The sequence below is a fragment of the Micromonospora sp. CA-248212 genome (assembly GCF_050948405.1).
Classification (GTDB): domain Bacteria; phylum Actinomycetota; class Actinomycetes; order Mycobacteriales; family Micromonosporaceae; genus Micromonospora.
In genome coordinates, this window is the sequence record NZ_CP192023.1 from 4,280,271 (window position 1) to 4,298,069 (window position 17,799).

15 protein-coding genes and 2 pseudogenes are annotated in these 17,799 nt (G+C 72.8%); 5 read left to right on the plus strand and 12 right to left on the minus strand.

Translation table 11 applies throughout. The annotated features are described in order from the left end of the window. Position 1: 1 nt before the first annotated feature. The 3 genes from lanKC to ACQP03_RS20380 all read right to left on the minus strand — a co-directional run bounded on the left by lanKC (position 2) and on the right by ACQP03_RS20380 (position 5,077). Entirely contained in the window at positions 2 to 2,578 is a 2,577-nt protein-coding gene (gene lanKC / locus ACQP03_RS20370) for a class III lanthionine synthetase LanKC (protein ID WP_357125398.1), read from the minus strand. 215 nt (positions 2,579 to 2,793) lie between these two features. Next, positions 2,794 to 4,248 carry an alkaline phosphatase PhoX gene (locus tag ACQP03_RS20375; RefSeq protein WP_357169121.1) on the minus strand — a complete coding sequence of 485 codons (1,455 nt, stop codon included), beginning with the start codon at positions 4,246 to 4,248 and terminating at the stop codon, positions 2,794 to 2,796. Positions 4,249 to 4,360: 112 nt separating this feature from the next. Further along, positions 4,361 to 5,077 carry a TetR/AcrR family transcriptional regulator gene (locus tag ACQP03_RS20380; protein WP_357125392.1) on the minus strand — a complete coding sequence of 239 codons (717 nt, stop codon included), beginning with the start codon at positions 5,075 to 5,077 and terminating at the stop codon, positions 4,361 to 4,363. Between the two features lie 103 nt (positions 5,078 to 5,180). Between ACQP03_RS20380 and ACQP03_RS20385 the strand changes: the two genes are divergently transcribed. Then, on the plus strand, positions 5,181 to 6,164 hold the full coding sequence (locus tag ACQP03_RS20385) for an NAD(P)-dependent alcohol dehydrogenase (protein ID WP_357125389.1): 984 nt from the start codon (positions 5,181 to 5,183) through the stop codon (positions 6,162 to 6,164). 111 nt (positions 6,165 to 6,275) lie between these two features. On the opposite strand, the pseudogene ACQP03_RS20390 reads toward ACQP03_RS20385, so the two are convergent. From ACQP03_RS20390 to ACQP03_RS20400, 3 genes and pseudogenes are all read right to left on the minus strand, one after another. Further along, positions 6,276 to 6,734, minus strand: a pseudogene (locus ACQP03_RS20390) (VanZ family protein); the annotation flags it as partial. Positions 6,735 to 6,736: 2 nt separating this feature from the next. Next, a complete protein-coding gene (locus ACQP03_RS20395; RefSeq protein WP_357125386.1) occupies positions 6,737 to 7,843 on the minus strand; it encodes a Gfo/Idh/MocA family protein in 1,107 nt (368 codons plus the stop codon). Further along, positions 7,813 to 8,523 (minus strand): ThuA domain-containing protein, encoded by a 711-nt coding sequence (locus tag ACQP03_RS20400; RefSeq protein WP_357125382.1) that lies wholly within the window; start codon positions 8,521 to 8,523, stop codon positions 7,813 to 7,815. Before ACQP03_RS20400 ends, ACQP03_RS20395 begins: the two co-directional genes overlap by 31 nt. Positions 8,524 to 8,693: 170 nt before the next feature. On the opposite strand from ACQP03_RS20400, the gene ACQP03_RS20405 reads away from it, so the two are divergent. Then, the gene (locus ACQP03_RS20405; protein ID WP_357169115.1) at positions 8,694 to 10,931 is read left to right on the plus strand and encodes an ATP-binding protein; all 2,238 of its coding nucleotides are present in this window, start codon (positions 8,694 to 8,696) and stop codon (positions 10,929 to 10,931) included. A gap of 25 nt (positions 10,932 to 10,956) precedes the next feature. Here the strand turns inward: ACQP03_RS20405 and ACQP03_RS20410 are convergent, their stop codons facing one another. Continuing rightward, a complete protein-coding gene (locus ACQP03_RS20410; protein WP_433457982.1) occupies positions 10,957 to 11,910 on the minus strand; it encodes a cyclase family protein in 954 nt (317 codons plus the stop codon). A gap of 199 nt (positions 11,911 to 12,109) precedes the next feature. Between ACQP03_RS20410 and ACQP03_RS20415 the strand changes: the two are divergent. The 3 genes and pseudogenes from ACQP03_RS20415 to ACQP03_RS20425 all read left to right on the plus strand — a co-directional run. Then, positions 12,110 to 12,226 (plus strand): annotated as a pseudogene (locus ACQP03_RS20415) (TetR family transcriptional regulator); the annotation flags it as partial. A gap of 218 nt (positions 12,227 to 12,444) precedes the next feature. Next, positions 12,445 to 12,729: a hypothetical protein gene (locus tag ACQP03_RS20420; RefSeq protein ID WP_433457984.1), complete on the plus strand. Its 285-nt coding sequence runs from the start codon at positions 12,445 to 12,447 to the stop codon at positions 12,727 to 12,729. Positions 12,730 to 12,851: 122 nt separating this feature from the next. Beyond that, positions 12,852 to 14,351: an FAD-dependent monooxygenase gene (locus ACQP03_RS20425; RefSeq protein ID WP_433457986.1), complete on the plus strand. Its 1,500-nt coding sequence runs from the start codon at positions 12,852 to 12,854 to the stop codon at positions 14,349 to 14,351. A gap of 57 nt (positions 14,352 to 14,408) precedes the next feature. Here ACQP03_RS20425 and ACQP03_RS20430 read toward each other — a convergent pair whose 3' ends face one another. The 5 genes from ACQP03_RS20430 to ACQP03_RS20450 all read right to left on the minus strand — a co-directional run bounded on the left by ACQP03_RS20430 (position 14,409) and on the right by ACQP03_RS20450 (position 17,685). Beyond that, a complete protein-coding gene (locus tag ACQP03_RS20430) occupies positions 14,409 to 14,555 on the minus strand; it encodes a hypothetical protein (protein ID WP_355048005.1) in 147 nt (48 codons plus the stop codon). Between the two features lie 35 nt (positions 14,556 to 14,590). Beyond that, a complete protein-coding gene (locus ACQP03_RS20435; protein ID WP_355048247.1) occupies positions 14,591 to 14,974 on the minus strand; it encodes a hypothetical protein in 384 nt (127 codons plus the stop codon). 103 nt (positions 14,975 to 15,077) lie between these two features. Continuing rightward, positions 15,078 to 15,647, minus strand: a complete 570-nt coding sequence (locus ACQP03_RS20440; protein ID WP_357125359.1) for a GerMN domain-containing protein — start codon at positions 15,645 to 15,647, stop codon at positions 15,078 to 15,080. Beyond that, complete coding sequence (locus ACQP03_RS20445) at positions 15,644 to 16,999, minus strand: sensor histidine kinase (protein ID WP_357125356.1); 1,356 nt, start codon at positions 16,997 to 16,999, stop codon at positions 15,644 to 15,646. Before ACQP03_RS20445 ends, ACQP03_RS20440 begins: the two co-directional genes overlap by 4 nt. Further along, on the minus strand, positions 16,996 to 17,685 hold the full coding sequence (locus ACQP03_RS20450; RefSeq protein WP_355048002.1) for a response regulator transcription factor: 690 nt from the start codon (positions 17,683 to 17,685) through the stop codon (positions 16,996 to 16,998). Before ACQP03_RS20450 ends, ACQP03_RS20445 begins: the two co-directional genes overlap by 4 nt. Between the last annotated feature and the right edge of the window lie 114 nt (positions 17,686 to 17,799).

The window sequence follows — 17,799 nt, forward strand, 5'->3', positions numbered from 1 at the left end:
TTCACCTCCCTTCCATTCCTTCGTCGATCCGGTCGCCCCCGCTGTCGCGGGGGAGTCTCTGCGCGCCCGGCAGGGGCGCGAGGAAGGGCAGCACCGGCGGGTTGTCGTCCCGCGCGCAGGTCAGCGCGTACAGCACGCCGGCGGTGCCGGTGCCGAAGTCCATCGAGAGCCGGAGCAGCTGCTCACCGGGGAAGGCGGTCCCCTCCCGGTACGGCAGCGCGTGCCAGGCCAGCCGGTCCACCTGCGCGTCGAGCTCCCGGCGGTCGCCGTCGTGAACTGAGGCGGCGAGGTAGGTGATGATGCCGGCCCGGCCGGCGAAGAGCCCGGTCTGCGCGTAGAACGGTGACCGTGCCGCACGGCGGATCCCCGCGCTGGCCTGTGCGAACCCGTCGTCGTCGCGATGGCGCAGGTACTGATCGAGAACCAGTCCGATGCCGACGCTGCCGTGTGCCAGGTACGGCATGGTCCGCCAGCCCTCGTTGACCTCCAGGGCGCCGTCCGGGCGCAGCACGCACCGGCGCAGATCCTGGCGCAACGCCGTGGCGGCGTGCCCCAACAGGTCCTCGTCGCCGCTGAGCTCGTAGAGCCGCAGCAGCGTCAACGCCGGTCCGGTCCGGCCGCGCAGCAGCCCGGCGTACGGGTGGCGTCCGCCGCTGATGTCCGGGCCGGGATCGTCGGGCAGCTGCCCGATCAGCCGCTCGGCGGCCCGCCACGCGGCATCGCGCAACGACACCTCCCCGGTACGGGCGGCCAACTCGGCCAGGTTGAGCGCGATCCCGGACAGTCCGCTCGCCAGGCTGTGGTCGAGTCCGTCCAGCGGCTCGCGCAGGCAGATGTCGAGCACGTCCAGCGCGTCCTGCCGGCGGCCGAGGCTCTCGAGGGCGTGGGCGACACCGTGCAGGCCGTCGTAGAAGCCGCAGCGGGTGCCGGACGGGGGCGCGGTCGCCCGTCGTACCAGCCAGTCCTCGTGTTCGGGCCACCGTCCGACGCCGCTGGTGTGCAGCGCGTACAGCACTCCCGCCGCCCCGTGGGCGAGGTTGAGGCCGCCGCTGCGGAACTGCTCGATGTCGCCGGGGAAGAGCCGGTCGGCGCGTGTCGGGGTGGCGCTGGCCAGGATGGCGCTCGCCAGCCTGTCCCGGGTGACGGGTGCGTCGTGCGCGGCCGTCACCTGCGGGCCGCCGGTTATCTCCTCGACCGCCGGGTCGAGGAAGGACCTCGGCACTGGAAAGTTCGCGGCGATGACGTCGGCCAGGTGCGCCGCCTTCGCCGGGGCGAGCCGCACCAGCTGGGTCAGCGGCAGGAACAGCGCCAACCGCAGGCAGGCCAGGGCGTACCTGTCGACCGCCGGTCCGGTCCGGTCGCGGGGAGCCGCGAAGCCCTGGTTGCGCAGCCCCGGTCGGCGGTGCCCGTCGATCGGCGCGGCCACCTCGAAGTCGACGAGGGCGACCCGGTCGTCCGGACGGATCATGATGTTGAACAGGTGCAGGTCGCCGTAGACCAGGCCGCGTTCGTGGATCGCCGCGATGAGGGACTCGACCTGCTCGTGGACGTGCCGGGCCCAGCGGGCGTACGCCGCCCGGTCCTCGTCCGTCGCGTCCGCGTCGATCAGCGGATACCTGTCGACCAGCATCTTGTTCAACGGTCGACCCTCGATGAACTCCAGCGCGAGGAACCGGTGCTCGCCCAGCTCGAACTCGTCGTGCACCCGGGGCACCTGCGGCAGGTCGGCGAGTTGCCGCAGGGCGTCGGCCTCGCGGGCCAGCCGGGCGACGGCGTCGGCGCCGTCGGCGTCCAGGCCGGCGTGCGGCCGGGCCTCCTTCAGCACGACCTCGGTGTCGGTGCGCAGGTCGCGGCCCACGTACAGGCCACCGCCGTTGGAGAAGTGGATCACCCGTTCGATCCGGTACGGCACCTGGTCGGTGCTGGTGCCGCTGCGCGCCGCGAGGTGCGGGCCGAGGAAGTCGGGCAGGGTGACCCAGGACGGCACGTGGAAGACGGGATCGCGCCGGTCCGGCACCAGCGTGCCGGAGTCGTCCTCGATCGCCGGCACCACCTGACCGTCGGGCGAGTGGCAGTAGCGGGCGGCGAAGCCGCCGTAGCGCACGTGGATCGGGCCGGCGCCATAGCGCAGGTCGCTGAGGATGTACGGCCCGGACTCGCCGGTGAGCAGCTCGTCGAGCTCCTTGCAGACCAGCTCCAGCTCCGCCTCGTCGCGCGGGTAGACGGTGACGAACTTGCCGCTGGCGGCCCGGGAGGCGTACTTGGAGTTGCGCAGCAGCAGTGTGCGGGGCCCTCGGAGGAACTTGAAGGACAGGCCCCGGGGTACGCAGTAGTCCCAGACGGCGTCCAACACGCGCTCGGCGTTCGCCAGACCCGCCGACACGTGGATCTTCCAGCCCTGCTGCGGCAGCGAACCGCCGTCCGGGGCGTAGATCAGCCAGTCGTCGAGCGGCTCACGACGCCAGCCGGTCGGGATGTCCCGCTCGGCGGCCGGAAAGACCGGCTGCGCGACGGCGCTGCCGAGCGAGTCGTAGAACAGGCGATCCGCGGCGCAGTAGCTGTCGTAGCGTTCGTCCACTGTCCCGCCGCCTCTCGATTCCGGCCGGCTGCTGTCGTCCGGCGTTGCATCGAGTCTCATCGACGGGGCCCGGTGGGCTCCAGTGCGCTAAGTCACCGACCGTGATGCGAGGTGCACACGAACTCGTGACAATAGTCAGGCACTGCCGAGGTTTGAAAAGACGACAGGTGGGCACCGGGCCGTCGCCCGATCCCCACCTGTCGTCGCGCACGTCGTCAGCCCAGGTACTTCTCCCACGGGCCGGTGATCGCCAGGGTCAGGCCCGGGTCCTGCATGTTGACGAACAGCACCTTCCCGTCGGCGCTGAAGGTCGGGCCGCAGAACTCCGAGTCGTTGAGCTGGTTGCGGGCGATCGCGTACGTCGGCCCGCCCGGGATGGTGCTGAGCACGTGCGAGGCGCCCTTGCCGTCCTCGGCGAGCACGAGGCTCCCCCACGGGGTGACCGTCACGTTGTCCGGGCCGTCGAAGGTGATGTCGGTGTACTTGACCGGCGTCCCCTCCTCGGCGGCGGCCTGGTGCGGGAAGTACGTCACGAGCTGGATGGTCTGGTCCTTGAAGCTGTAGAACCAGACCATGCCGTCGTGCGGCGCCGCGTCGGCCGGCAGGTCGCCCTCGTCCCAGGCGTAGGAGTTGACGACGTATACGCCCTCGTCGGTGCTCCAGACGCCCTCGAACTTGCGGCCACGGGTGACCTGACCGTCGGCGAACTGCTCGCGTACGGAGGTGTGCCGCGCGTCGCGGTCCGGCACCTCGATCCACCGGACCGGGAACGGGCGGCCGAGCTGGGCGGAGGTCAGGTAGGCGACGTCCGGCAGCACGGAACCGTCGTCCATGATGATCTGCATGGCGGCGAGGACACCGGCGTCCGGCGCGAGGCGGGTCAGCACACCCGGGCCCAGCTTCACGCCGCGCGGCGCGGACCAGCGGTAGAAGAGGCCGTTGGGCTCGTCGGCGTCCTCGGAGAGGTAGACGTGGGTGCGGTCCCGGTCGATCGCCAGCGCCTCGTGGGAGTAGCGACCCAGACACTTGATCGGCCGCGGGTCAGCGCTGCCGTCGGCCCAGACCTCGAAGACGTACCCGTGGTCCTTGGCGTAGACGCCGGAGCGGTCGCCCTCCTCCCACCTGTCGCCGGCGCGGTCCTCGGTCTCCTCGCAGGTCAGCCAGGTGCCCCACGGGGTCGGGCCGCCGGCGCAGTTGGAGATGGTGCCGGAGAGGGCGACGAACTCGCCCAGGTTGCGGCCCGCGAGATCGGTCGTGATCACCGTGCAGCCACCGGCGTCGACGGCGCCCGGGTCGTAGACGGTGCCCTTGACGTGCGGTACGCCGAACTCAGCGCCCGGGTCGATCTCGTGGTTCTGGATCAGGGTGTAGCGGCCGCGTCCGGCGTCGTAGACGGCCATGCCGTCGTGGTCCGCCGGGGTCACGCCCTGACCACGGTCGAGGCGGGTGACGCCGGTACGGGTGACGATCGTGTAGCGGAAGCCCTTGGGCAGGGCCAGGATCCCCTTGGGGTCGTCCACCAGCGGCGGGAAGGGAACGCGACCAGCCCCGCCCGGCGAGTGCGGTCGGGCGGGGCTGGCCTGCGCCAGGGACGGCAGGCCACCGGCGACGGCGAGGCCCACACCGGCGGCGGCGCCGCCGGCGAGGAAGGTACGACGGGAGGAAGGCACGGGGATCAGCTCCTGATCAAGACAGTGCGACGGCCGAAAGCCAACCCGCACCGATGAACACCGAAGCGTCAGCTGTGGGCTCCACCGGTGACATCGGGGTGAAGAAACGGCGTCACCGGGGTCGTCGCGGTGACGCCCAGCCCTGCTCGTGCAGCCGTTCGATGCCGTCCAGCAGCAGGTCGAGCGCGAACTCGAACTCGAACTGGTCATCGCAGCCCTGCCCCACGACCGACTCGTCGTCGTGGGACGCCGCGGTGGCGATCTCCGCCAGGTGTGGGAACCGGGCGGCGAACTCCGGCGGCATCGCCGCGGCGGGTTCGGGGCTGGCCGCTCCGGACCGACCGGCGCGGCGGGAGTCGTCGAACAGCTCCTGGCTGAAGCCCAGCACCCGGCTGCCCATCGTGTGCATGACGTGGTGTGCGAGGTTCGCGGAGAACCCACCGGCCCGGAGGGTGCCGACCACCGAGTCGAGGTAGGCCAGGACGGCCGGCGTCGCCATGGTCCGCGACTCGATGGCCAGCGGCGCCCAGGGGTGCCGGCGCAGCACCGCCCGCGCCGAGAGGATGCGCCGGCGGATGGCGTCCTTCCAGGTGGTGTCGCGCTCGGGTGGGTCGATCTGGCCGACGACCACGTCGATCATGCCGTCGAGCAGTTCGTCCTTGTTGGCCACGTGCTTGTAGAGAGCCATCGGCACGACGCCCAGGTCCTGGGCGAGGTTGCGCATGCTGAGTGATTCGATGCCGGTCTCGTCGGCGAGCGCGACGGCCGCCCGCAGGATGCGGTCCCTGCTCAACGGCGTACGGCGCAGCGTCTCAGCCTGCTCGACCATCTCGTCCTCGTCCTGTCCGGCGGTTGTTGAACGATAACCACCATTGACAGGTGTACGGCGTACACTTACCGTTGGTGTACGCCGTACACCCCAGGGAGGGGCCATGAAGGCGATCGTGCAGGACCGGTACGGCGGCCCGGAAACACTCGTTCTCGGCGACGTCGACACGCCGACACCCGCCCCGAACGACGTGCTCGTGCGGGTGCGGGCCGCCTCGCTCAACGCGTACGACTGGCACGCCATGCGCGGCGATCCCCGGATGGCGCGGTTGGCGATGGGCCTGTCGCGGCCCCGCGCACGCATCCGCGGCCGGGACATCGCCGGCCGCGTCGAGGCCGTCGGGGCCGACGTACGCGACATCCGGGTGGGCGACGCGGTCTTCGGCGACCTCGGCGACGCCAACGGCGCGTTCGCCGAGTACGCGTGCGTGCCCCAGACGCAGGTCGCACAGCTGCCGACGAACCTGACCCCCCAGCAGGCGGCGGCCCTGCCACTGGCCGGCACCACGGCGCTCCTGGGACTCTGCGACGTCGGGCGGGTCGAGCCCGGTCAGCGCCTGCTCGTCAACGGCGCCTCGGGCGGCGTCGGCACCCTCGCGGTGCAACTGGGCAAGGCGCTCGGCGCGACCGTGACCGGGGTCTGCAGCACCCGCAACGTCGACCTGGTCCGCTCCCTCGGCGCCGACGACGTCGTCGACTACCGCCGGGACGACTTCGCCGACGGCTCACGCCGCCACGACGTCGTGCTCGACCTGGTCGGCAACCGCTCCCTCACCGACCTGCGGCGCGCGCTGACACCGACCGGGACGCTGGTGCTCTCCGGCGGCGGCGTGTACGGCGGCGGCAGCCTCGTCGGGCCGGTGTGGCTGATCGCGCGCGGACGACTACTCGCGCCGCTGGTCCGGCAGCGCATCGTCACGCTCACCACGACGCCGGGCCGGCAGCACCTCGACACGCTCCGCGCCCACGTCGAGGCCGGCCGCCTCACCCCGGTCGTCGACCGGACGTACCCGCTGCACGAGGTGCCCGACGCCATCCGGTACGTCGAGGGCGAACACGCGCGGGCCAAGGTCGTCATCACCATCTGACGTCCGCCGCGCGACCGCATCCGCCGGTACGGACGTCCACCAGCGTCGCGACGCCAGCGCGGCCAGACCCGCACCGGCGGCGTTGAGCAGCACGTCGTCCACCGAGGACACCCGGTCGAGCCGCAGGACGTACTGCGCGGCCTCCACCAGGACCGAGCAGCCCGCCCCGAGCAGCAGAACCCGGCGCACCGACGTCAACGCCGCGAACCGCAGCGGGGCGAAGAACCCCAGCGCCGCGAACACCAGCAGATTGCCGACGATCTGGCCCGTCGCCCTCGACGGGCCACCATCGACGACGATCGTGATCAGATCGCGTAGCGGCACGAGGTTCACCCGACCGGCGACGACGCCGGCCGCCGACCCCGGCAGGAGGATCATCCACACCCACGGCACCGTCCCGTAGGCGATGCCGACCTCCGCCGCCGACTTGCGCCACGCGTGCGGGTCACCGGCGGCCCGCCGACGACGCGCCAGGGCCCACACCGCCAGCGCGGCCAGCGGCAGGACGACCACCGTGACGAGGGCGACGCCGGTGAAGGTGCCGAACCAGCCGTGCCAGCCCCGGAGCATGGCTATCCGACGCCCTTCCACTGCGTCGCCGGGGTGAGCGGCACGGGCACGGGTCGGCGCGGCGTCGTCGTCAGCTCGATCCGGCGGCCCTGCGCCGCCGACTCCAGCAGCGCGGTCATCGTCTCAAGGACGTGCAGGGCGACGTCGCCACCGGCGCGGGGCGCACGCTGGTCATCGGCCAGGACGAAGTCGAGCAGGCCGATCCCCCGGCCGCTCTCGGCGTACCCGGCGCGCGCCTGGAGGGCACGCCACTCGTCGCCACCGAGCGCGAAGTGGCGGACCTCGCCGTCGAAGTAGTTCGGGTCCGGCACGGCGAGCGTGCCGGTCTCCCCGTGGACCTCGATGGGCGCGGCGGTCGTCGCGATGCCGTCGAAGCTCGTGGTGATCGTGGACAGCGCGCCGTCGACGTGTTCGAGGACGCCGGTGACGTGGGTGTCCACCCGCACCGGGATGTGCTCACCGGCGCGTGGGCCCGAACCGATGACGCGCTCGGAGCGCAGGCGGCTGGCGGCCCCGACCACCGCGCGGACCGGCCCGAGCAGGTGCACGAGCGCCGAGATGTAGTACGGCCCCATGTCGAACAGGGGGCCACCGCCGGGGGTGTAGTAGAAGTCCGGGTGCGGGTGCCAGCGCTCGTGACCGGCCGTGACCATGACGGCCGTCGCGGACATCGGGCGGCCGATCAGGCCGTCGTCGATCGCCGCACGCGCCGTCTGCGTGCCCGTGCCCAGGACGGTGTCCGGCGCGCATCCGATGTGGACGCCCGCCGAGGCGGCGCGGTCGACGATCGAGCGGCCGTCCGGGAACGTCACGGCGAGCGGCTTCTCGACGTACACGTTCTTGCCGGCGTCGATCGCGGCGCGTGAGACGTCGGCGTGCGCCGCGGGGATCGTCAGGTTGAGCACCGTGTGCACGTCCGGGTGGGCGAGCAGGCGCTCGACGCTCATCGCCGCACTGCCGGGGACCGTGGCCGCCGCCGCGGCCGACCGGGACTCGTCGAGGTCGGCCAGCGCGGCGATCCGCACCGCGGGGTGGTGCGCGAGGGTGTCCAGGTACGCGCGGGAGATGACCCCGAGACCTACGATGCCGACGCCGTGCGGGTCGCCCACACCATCCCCCTCTCGATGACGGTACGTACCGACGGGTGCTCCAGCACGTCGAGGTTGTGGCCCGGAGTTGTCACGACGACGCGGCCCGCGCCCCAGCGGCGGGTCCAGATCGCCGGCGAGGTGACCGACCGGTGCCACGGATGCCACTCCCGCGTGGGGTGGGTGGTGACGGCCAGGACGTCGATCAGGTCGTCGTGCAGCACCCAGTACTGCTCGCTGACCAGGTCGAAGTCCTCGATGCCGGCGGTGATCGGGTGTTCCCGGCCGAGGTCGGTGACGCGCACGGTGTGCGGCAGGAAGTTGTCCTCCTCCCCACCGTGGCGCTCGCACGGCTCCTTGCCCGGGTGGGTGGCGAACTGGCCGCCCACCAGGTGCAGGTACTCCGCCGAGGCACGGAACGCGTCCACCATGCCGCCGTGCCAGCCGGTGAAGCCCGTGCCGGCGACGACCGCCGCGGCGAGTCCGGCCACCTGGGCCGAGGTGATCTCCGACATCGTCATGCACTGCACGATCAGGTCGGTGCCGGCCAACTCGTCGGCATCGGCGTAGATCTCCGTCGACTCCTCGACCCGTACCGCGTAGCCGTTGCGTTCGAGGAAGGGGATGAACAACTCGGTCGCCTTGACCGGCTGGTGCCCTTCCCATCCGCCTCGGACCACAAGTGCTCTCAGCTGCGTCACCGTCGCTCCTTCCACCGTCCGTCGCCACCGGGCCGACCGCTGCCGCCCCGGCGTTTGTCGGGCATCGAAACCGTACCCGTGCGGCCGTGTCACGGCACGGCGCGGTGCGTGCCGGATCGTACGTCGGATGGCCGATTGTCCACGCTCAGCGCCGTCGATACGGTGATTCCGTGTTCGGGGAGGCCGTGCAGGAGCTTCGGCGCAGCAGCGCGTTGACCCAGGAGGATCTGGCCGCGAAGACCGGGCTGTCGGTCCGTCACCTGCGGGACCTGGAGGCCGGGCGGATCGCCCGACCGCGTCCCGCGACGATGCTGTTGCTCGCCGACGCCTTCGGTCTACAGGGGTCGAGACGGGACCGTTTCCTCGCCGGGGCCCCCACCCCACCCCCGTCCAGTGGCGTTCCGGCGCAGTTGCCGGCGGACGGTTTCGGCTTCGTCGGCCGCGAGGGCGCGCTGGCCCGCCTCGACGAGATCCTGGCCCGGTCGGTGGATCAGCCGACCGCGATGGGGCTCGCGATCGTCTCCGGCACCGCCGGGGTGGGCAAGACCGCGCTCGCGGCGCACTGGGCGCACCGCGTCGCCGCGCACTTCCCCGACGGCCAGCTCTACGTCAACCTGCGCGGCTTCGACCCGGGCGGCGTCCCGCTCAGTCCGAGCACGGCGCTCGCCGGGTTCGTCAACGCTCTCGCGGGACCGGCGGCCCGCCCGTCGACCGGGCTGGACGAGCAGGTCGCCCGGTACCGGAGCCTGCTGGCCGGCCGACGGGTGCTCGTCGTGCTGGACAATGCCGGCGACGCCGACCAGGTACGCCCGCTGCTGCCGGGAGCGCCGGGCTGCTTCGTCCTCGTCACCAGCCGCCACCAGTTCCTGGGCCTGGTCAGCGTGAACGGCGCCCATCCGGTCACCCTGGACGTCATGTCCGGGGCCGAGTCCCGCGCGCTGCTGACCCGACGCCTCGGCGCGGAACGCGTGGCCGCCGAGCCCGAGGCCGTCGACGCCATCGTCGGCGCTTCCGCCGGGCTGCCGCTGGCGCTGTCGGTCGTGGCCGCCCGCGCGGCGATCCACAGTGGGTTCCGGTTGACGGACCTGGCCGCGCACCTGCGCCCGGAGGCCGATCGCCTCGACGCCTTCGACGGCGGTGAACCCGTCACCGACCTGCGGCTGGTCATGTCCTGGTCGTACCGGACGCTCGACCCGGCCACCGCCGGGCTGTTCCGGCTGCTGAGCGTGCATCCGGGCCCGGACTTCGCCGTCGCGGCGGCGGCCAGCCTCGCCGGGATCACGCCCGCGCGGGCCCACCGCCACCTGACCGAGCTGACCCGGGCCCACCTGCTCAACGAGCACCGGCCCGGCCGGTTCACGTACCACGACCTGCTGCGCGCTTACGCCGCCGAGCTGACGGCGGTCGAGGACGGCGAGGCGGACCGTCACGCGGCCCGTACCCGCCTGCTCGACCACTACCTCGGCGTCGCGTACGCCGCCGACGAACTGCTCTATTCGCAGCGGGACCGACTGCCGATCGACCCGCCGGGGCCGGGGGTCGCGCCGGTGCCACTGGCCGACCGGGACGCGGCGCTGGCGTGGTTCACCGACGAGCACCCGGTGCTGCTCTCGGCGCTGCGGCTGGCCGCCGACCACGGTTTCGACCGTCACACGTGCCACCTGGCCTGGGCGATCACCACCTATCTCAACCAGCGCGGCTACTGGGAAGACTGGACCGGCAGCCTGCGGGCGGCGTTGTCGGCGGCCGTCCGGCTGGCCGACGACCGGGCCGAGGCGTACGCCCACGGGGTGCTCGGCTTCGCCGGCATCGCGCTGCACCGGTACGCGGACGCGCAGCGCCACCTGGAGCTGGCGTACGACCGGTACCGGCGGCTGGACGACCTCGCCGGGCAGGCCCGCGCCGAGCTGAACCTCGGCTGGATCCGCGACCAGACGGGCGAGCCCGAGTTGGCCCTCGGCCACGCCCGGGAGGCGCTGCGGCTGCACCGGCAGGCCGGCCACGTCACCGGCCAGGCCTTCGCGCTGAACGCGGTGGGCTGGTCCCAGGGCCAGCTCGGCGACCACCACGCCGCGATCGAGAGCTGCCAGCAGGCGCTGGCCCTGTTCACGTCGGCGGAGAACGTGCTCGGGCAGGCGATCACCTGGGGCAGCCTCGGGCAGTCGCACCTTCAGCTCGACGCGTTCACCGACGCGGTCACCTGCTACGGGCACGCTGTCCGCCTGCGCCGCGAGATCGGTCACCGCCGGTTGGAGGCGGACGCGTTGGTGAGTCTCGGCGACGCTCACCTGGCCGCCGGCGACGCCCCGTCGGCCCACCTGGCGTGGCAGCGGGCGCGGGACATCCTCTCCTCGCTCGGCGAGGCCGACACCGGGGCGCTCGACGCCAAACTCGCGCAGCCGCGCTGAGGGCCCCAGGTGCCCCGCGTACCGGTCAGAACGTGGCGATCGGGTTGACCGGGCTGCCGGACGTGCCGGCGAAGCGGACCGGTGCGACGGCGAGCTGGAAGTCCCACTGGCCGAGTTCGGCGGCGGTCGTCGCGCACGCCTCCAGGTCGCAGTTGTCGAGCAGCCAGAGACCCATCGCGACGAGACCGACGGCGTGCACGGGCATCAACACGTCGTCGTACCCCGAGGGCTGGACGTCCTGCGGGGAGTCGGCGGCGATCAGCGCGACGCCGCGCTCGTGGAGCCACGGCAGGCAGGACGCGTGCCAACCGGTCTGCGCGAAACCGGTGGCCGAGCGCCCCTCGCGCCGGAAGCGCCCGTGGCCGGTACGCAGGAGCACCGCGTCGCCGACGCCCACCCGTACGCCCTGGCGGCGCTCGGCCTCTTCGAGGTCGTCGGGGAACACCCCCTGGCCCGGTTCCCACCAGGGGACGTCGCGGGCTCCGGCGACGTCCAGCAGGACACCGCGGGTGATGATGCCGTCCGCCGCCGCCGTGACGGCCGCCCACGCCGAGCCCGCCGCCTCGTCGACCAGCGAGTGGGACCGCCCGTTGTACATCGCGCCGTCCCAGAAGAGGTGGCACGGCGAATCGAGGTGGGTGATGGTGTTGCCGTGGAACGTGATGCCCAGTCGCTCGGACGAGAAGCCCCAACGCCGGTCGGCGTGGAAGGCGGCCGGCATGTTCTCGGCGCCCGGCATCTCCACGGCGTACGGGCACGTCGTCGTCGACCGTTCCATCTCCCCCGGTACGGCGACCTCCCACGCGCAGGACACACTCCTGCCGTGGCGTACGGCCCGCGCCGCCGCCAGTCGGACGTCGTCGGTGATGTGGTTCAGCGTGCCGCGCTCGTCGTCGTCGCCCCACCGGCCCCAGTTCGACAGCTTGTCGAAGTATCCGAGCACGTCCTCCTGCGTCGGCAACGCCCGCTCTGCCGTCATCGCTTCGGCTCCTTCATCCACGCCGCCGGGACACCCCGGGCAGGGTATCGCGTGGGCCCCGGTGAGCCGACCGGTCAGGTTCGGATGGTGAACGTGGCGACGACGCACACGCTCACCCATCGAGAGTGAGCGCGGGAGCCCAGCTTCCTTGCGTGGCACGCATCTTTGCGTGGCACGCAAGAAGTGCTAGGGTGGTGGCATGACGGGGCTGCGGGAGCGCAAGAAGGCCGAGACGCGGGCGGCGCTCGGCTGGGCCGCGATCCACCTCACCGCCGAGCGCGGCTACGACAACGTCCGCGTCGAGGACATCGCCGAGGCGGCCGGCGTCTCCCCGCGTACCTTCAACAACTACTTCTCCAGCAAGGCCGAGGCCATCGCCTCCCGCCACCTCGACCGCAGCCTGCGCACCGCCGCCGCGCTGCGCGAACGCCCCGCCGACGAGCCGCTGTGGGCCGCGCTCACCCAGGCCGCGCTGGCGCAGTTCACGCGCGGCCCCGAGGTCGAGGCGATGCCCTCCCCGCGCACGCCCAGTGGGTGGCCGGCGTCCGCACCATGCTCGCCGAGCCCGCCCTCCAGGGCGAGCGCCTGCGCGCCGTCGCGACCGCCGAGGCCGAGTTGGCCAACGCGGTCGCCGAACGCACCGGGACCGACCTCGCCACCGACATGTACCCGAGGCTCGTCGCGGCCGCTGCCAGCGCGGCCGTCGCCGTCGCCATGCAGCACTACCTCGACAGCGCCGACCCGCCCACTCCGATCGAACACCTCATCACCGACGCCTTCGCCCAGGTCGCCGCCGGCCTCCCCGCGCCGCCCCGCTGACGCGCCGGCCCGCACCCGGGCACCCCTCACCCACCATCCTCAGCCGCGTCACACCCCGCGGCGGGCCGGTCGTACGCCGCGCCCGCCGTGGCGACGACGCACGCCCCGAAGGGATCACGACCGTGATCGACGTCCTCATCGTCGGCGCCGGCCCCAACGGCCTGATGCTCGCCTGCGAACTGGCTCTCGCCGGTGTCCACCCCGTCGTCCTCGAACGCCACCCGACGCCCGGCGGCGAGCCCCGCGCCAACGGCCTCGTCGGCCAGGTCGTCCGCCTCCTCGACCGGCGCGGCCTGTACGCGCGCCTCAGCGGCGACAGCAACCCGCCGTCCCCGCAACCCGCCTTCACCTTCGGCGCGTTCCCGCTGGACCTCACGGTGCTCACGGACAACCCGCACTACGTGCTCGGCGTGCCGCAGGCCCAGCTCGAAGCCGCCCTCGCCGCCCGCGCCGCCGAACTCGGCGTCGACCTGCGCCGCGGCCACGAGGTCGTCGACCTGCGCCAACGGCCCGACGCGGTCGAGGTCGACCTCGCCGACGGTACGCGGCTCACCGCCCGCTTCGTCGTCGGCGCGGACGGCGGCCGCAGCCGGGTACGCCGTACCGCCGGCATCGACTTCCCCGGCGTCACCAACGACCGGTCGGTCTCCCGTACCGCGACGGTGACCGTCCCCGCGTCGTTCCTCGACCCCGAGACCGGCGGCCTGCTCGCCCCCGGCTACGGGGTCGTGCCGCCGTTCCTGCACACCCGCACGCCGCGCGGCCTGATCGCCTGGGCCCCGTTCCCCGGCCGGCCGGCGCTGGTCAGCACCACGGAGTGGCCCGACGCGCCGACGAGCGACGAGACCCCGATGAGCCTGGCCGAGCTGCGCGCCAGCGTCACCCGGGTGCTCGGCGTCGACGTGCCTCTCGGTCCACCCGACGGCCCCGGCCTGCTCCGCCGGCTGACCGGTCGCAACACCCGGATCGCCGCCCGCTACCGCGCCGGTCGGGTGCTGCTGGTCGGCGACGCCGCGCACGTGCACCCCGCCATCGGTGGCCCCGGCCTCAACCTCGGCCTGCAGGACGCCGTGAACCTGGGGTGGAAGCTCGCCGCCACCGTGCGCGGCTGGGCGCCGGAGGGTCTGCTCGACACGTACGAGACCGAACGTCGTCCGGTCGCCGAGCGGGTCGTCATGTCCACCGAGGCACAGTCGGCGCTGATCGGTCCCGGCGAGGAGATCACCGGGCTGCGGGAACTCTTCGGCGAACTACTGCGGATACCGGAGGTGACCGGGCACATCGCGGCGCTGATGTCCGGCGCGGACATCCGCTACCCCGCCGATCCCGCCGACCCGATGGCCGGCCGGTCCGCCCCCGACGTGGTCGTGCACGGCGACCGGGGCGTCGTACGACTCGCCGAGCTGACCCGCGGCGCCCGGCCGCTGCTGCTGGACTCCACGGGCGCCTGGGCCGAGGTCGCCGCACCCTGGCGGGACCGGGTGGACGTGGTCACCGGCCACCTGGAGGGCAGGACCGCAACCGGGCTGCTGGTCCGCCCCGACTGCTTCGTCGCCTGGTCGGCCGGGGACGCCGACACGTTGCGCGCCGCGCTCACCCGCCACTTCGGCCGGCCGCTCTGACCATCGGTGGCCGGGAACGCCTCGCGCTCCCGGCCACCGGCTGTCCACAGCGCGGGATCAGTTGGTGATCACCGGCCAGGCGTAGGCGAGCAGCGCGCAGGCGGCGCCGAGCAGCGCGAACGAGATGCCCCGGGTGGGCAGGGGCAGGGCCGCGAGCACGATCAGGATGACGGCGATGATGTAGAGAAATGCCTGGGCGGACATGGAGGTCTCCTCAGTAAGGGGGGTAAGAAAAACGATCAGCCGTCCGGGGTGAACAGCCCCTGGATGCCGACGACAATCGCGATCAGGCCAAAGATCGCGAGCAACAGGCGGACTCCGGTCGCGCCGTCCGACTGCTCCACGCCCGACGCCGGACGACCGGTCAGACGGCCCCACAACAGGGCCAGGCCGACACCGATCCCGACCACCTCGAAGTGGAACACCCGGGGGCCGGACACCAGGTGGACGATCAGGTAGTAGCCGCCGGTCACCAGCGCCACGAGCCCGACCACCCACGCGATCGGCGCCACCCGACCGGCGAGGCGGCCCAGGTCGTCACCGACGCGCGGCAGCAACCGCAGCACGGCGATGGCGAGCAGGAAGCCGCCGACGATGTTGGCGAGGTCGAGCAGCAAAGCCATGATCACGAGGGTCTCCGTCGATCGGACGATCAGCCGGCGGGCAGATACCCATGGACCTGACCGGTTGAAACGACATTCGGCGATCGACCTTGAGCCGGAGCGCTCACTGTGGAGCGATGAGGGGGGCGTAGTCGGCACGGCCGAGCGGCTGTGCCGACAGCAACCCGTCGGCGCGCGGCACTCCCAGCGGCCGTTCGTCGCGCACGAACGTCACGGTGCTGACGTCGGGACGGCTGGTGAGCGTGCAGACGATCTGCCCGAAGGCGAGCACCTCGTCGCTGCGACCGGCGTCGTCACCAGGTTCGTCGACCATGACCCGGGCCTGGCTGGCGCTCAGCGTCACACCGGCCGCGTTGACCGCCCCCGGCAGGGCACTGGTGAGGTCGGTGTCGCGTTCGGCCGTGGTGGGACCGGCGAACAGGTGCCGCAGGTGCTCCTCGATGGTGGGTGGACGGTCGACGCTCCGCAGCACCGGGACGATCCGGTTGTCGCGTACGAGGCAGAGGGTCTCGGTGGCCGGACCGGCCGGCGCGGTGTCGGCGGATGCGGTGTCGGCGGTGGTCGGGAACGGCCCGCGCGGCGGCGACACCGGGCGGGGCGCGTCGTCGGCGGGGATGCCGCAGCCGACCAGCAGCGCGACGAGACCCAGACCGAGCAGGCGCCGACGACTCATGCCAGGCTCTCCGGCAGGGTCACGCGGAACCGGGCGCCGCCGCCGGGATGGTCGGTGACGGTGACGGTCCCACCGTGCGCGCTCGCGTGCTGGGCGACCAGGGCGAGACCGAGCCCGGTGCCGTCGCCCGCGCCACGCGTGTGGGCGGCACGTCCACGCACGAAGCGGTCGAAGATGGCCTCCCGGTCCTCGACGGGTACGCCCGGGCCGTCGTCCTCGACCTCGATCACGGCGGCGCTGCCGTCGCGGTCGAGCAGGACGGACGTCGGACCGCCCCCGTAGGTCACGGCGTTGTCCAGCAGGTTCGCCAGGATCTGCGCGACGCGCCGACGCTCGACCCGCCACGTCGCGGGCGCCCCGGGCGCGAGCCGCACGATCGACACCGGCAGGTCCAGGGCTTCGCAGGCGGCGCGGGCCAGCGCCACCGGGTCCACCGGCGCGCGGTGCGCGGGCTGGTCGCTACGGGCCAGGTCGATCAGGTCGTTGACGAGCCGCTGAAAGCGGTCGATCTCGTCGGCGACCAACCCCGCCGCGATCGCCGTCCGCTCGTCCTGGTGTTCCCGGCGACGGGCCAGCACGCTCGCCGCGGCGGCGAGGGTCTGCAACGGCGACCGCAGTTCGTGGCTGACGTCGGCGGCGAAGCGGCGGTCGCGCTCGATGCGGTGGGCGAGCCGGTCGACCATCTGGTTGAACGAGGAGGACAACCGGGTCAGGTCGGGGTCGGTGGCCGGGTCCAGGCGGGCCGTGAAGTCACCGGCCGCGATCTTCTCCGCCGCGTCGGCGACCGCCGTCAACGGGCGCAGCCCGTGCCGGGTGGCGTGCCACCCCAGCGCGGCGCCGGACCCGGCGATCATGATGGCCACGGTGGTCAACGCGAGCGCCAGGACCTGAAACGTCTGCTCCAACTCGCGCAGGGAATTGACCTCGAAGTACGTCGCCGTCGCGGACAGGGGCACGCCGACCACGAGAACCGACTGACCGTCCACCCGTACCCGTTGCACCGCCGGCTGCCCGGACGCCACGACGCGGCGCAGGTCCTGGGGGATGGCGGTGGTGGGGCCGGGATCGGCCGTGCGGGCGTACCACTCGCCGTTGAGGTGCAGCACCGGGCGACGTCCGCCGCCGGTGTCCAGCGACCGCAGCACCTCCACGACATTGGGGGTGTCGGTGTCGATCCCGGCGCGCACGACCGTCGCGTCGAAGTACGCGGCGCGCAGGGCGGTGCGTTCCCGCTCTCCGATCAGGGATCGGCGGGTCAGCTCGTAGGAGACCAGGGCCATCGAGGCGGCGAGCAGGAGCGCGCCGACGGCGAACGCGGCGGTGACCCGGGTACGCAGTCCGAGGCGTCTCATCGCTGCAACTTGTAACCCATACCCCGCAGGGTGACCAGGTGCCGCGGGGTCGCCGGGTCGGGTTCGATCTTCTGCCGCAACCGGCCGACGTGCACGTCGACAAGCCGCTCGTCGCCGATGTCGTAGCCCCAGACCCGCTGCAGCAACTGTTGGCGTGACAGCACCCGGCCCGCGTGCTCGGCCAGCTCGCACAGCAACCGGAACTCGGTACGGGTCACCGCCACCGGCCGGCCGCCACGACGCACCTCGCCCGCGTCGGGACTGATCTCCAACTCGCCGAACGCCAGCACGGGCACCGGCTCCGCCGCCGGCCCGCCGACCACGGCGCGGGCACGGCGACGCAGCGCCCGCAGCCGCGCGGTCAGTTCCTTGATCGCGACCGGCTTGACCAGGTAGTCGTCCGCGCCGGCCTCCAGGGCGGCGACGATGTCATGGGTGTCGTCCCGGGCGCTGACCACCACGATCGGCACGTCGTCGTCGCGACGGAGCTGCCGGATGCACTCGAAGCCGTCGAGGCCGGGAAGCATCAGGTCGACGAGCACATAGTCCGCCGGATCACGGCGCTGCGCGCGCAGCCCCTCCTCGGCGGTGGCCGCGCCCACCGCGTCGTACCCCTCGTCCTGGAGGGCGAGCAGCAGCGCCAGTCGGATCCGGTCGTCGTCCTCGATCACCAGTACGGCCGTCATAACCGCATCATCCCCAGGCCACGACGACACGGCCAATCGCGTCCGCCGGCCTGCGGATTTGTCACCCAACTGTCATAGATCCGCGCGACGCCCGCCACGCCGGACCGGCACGGT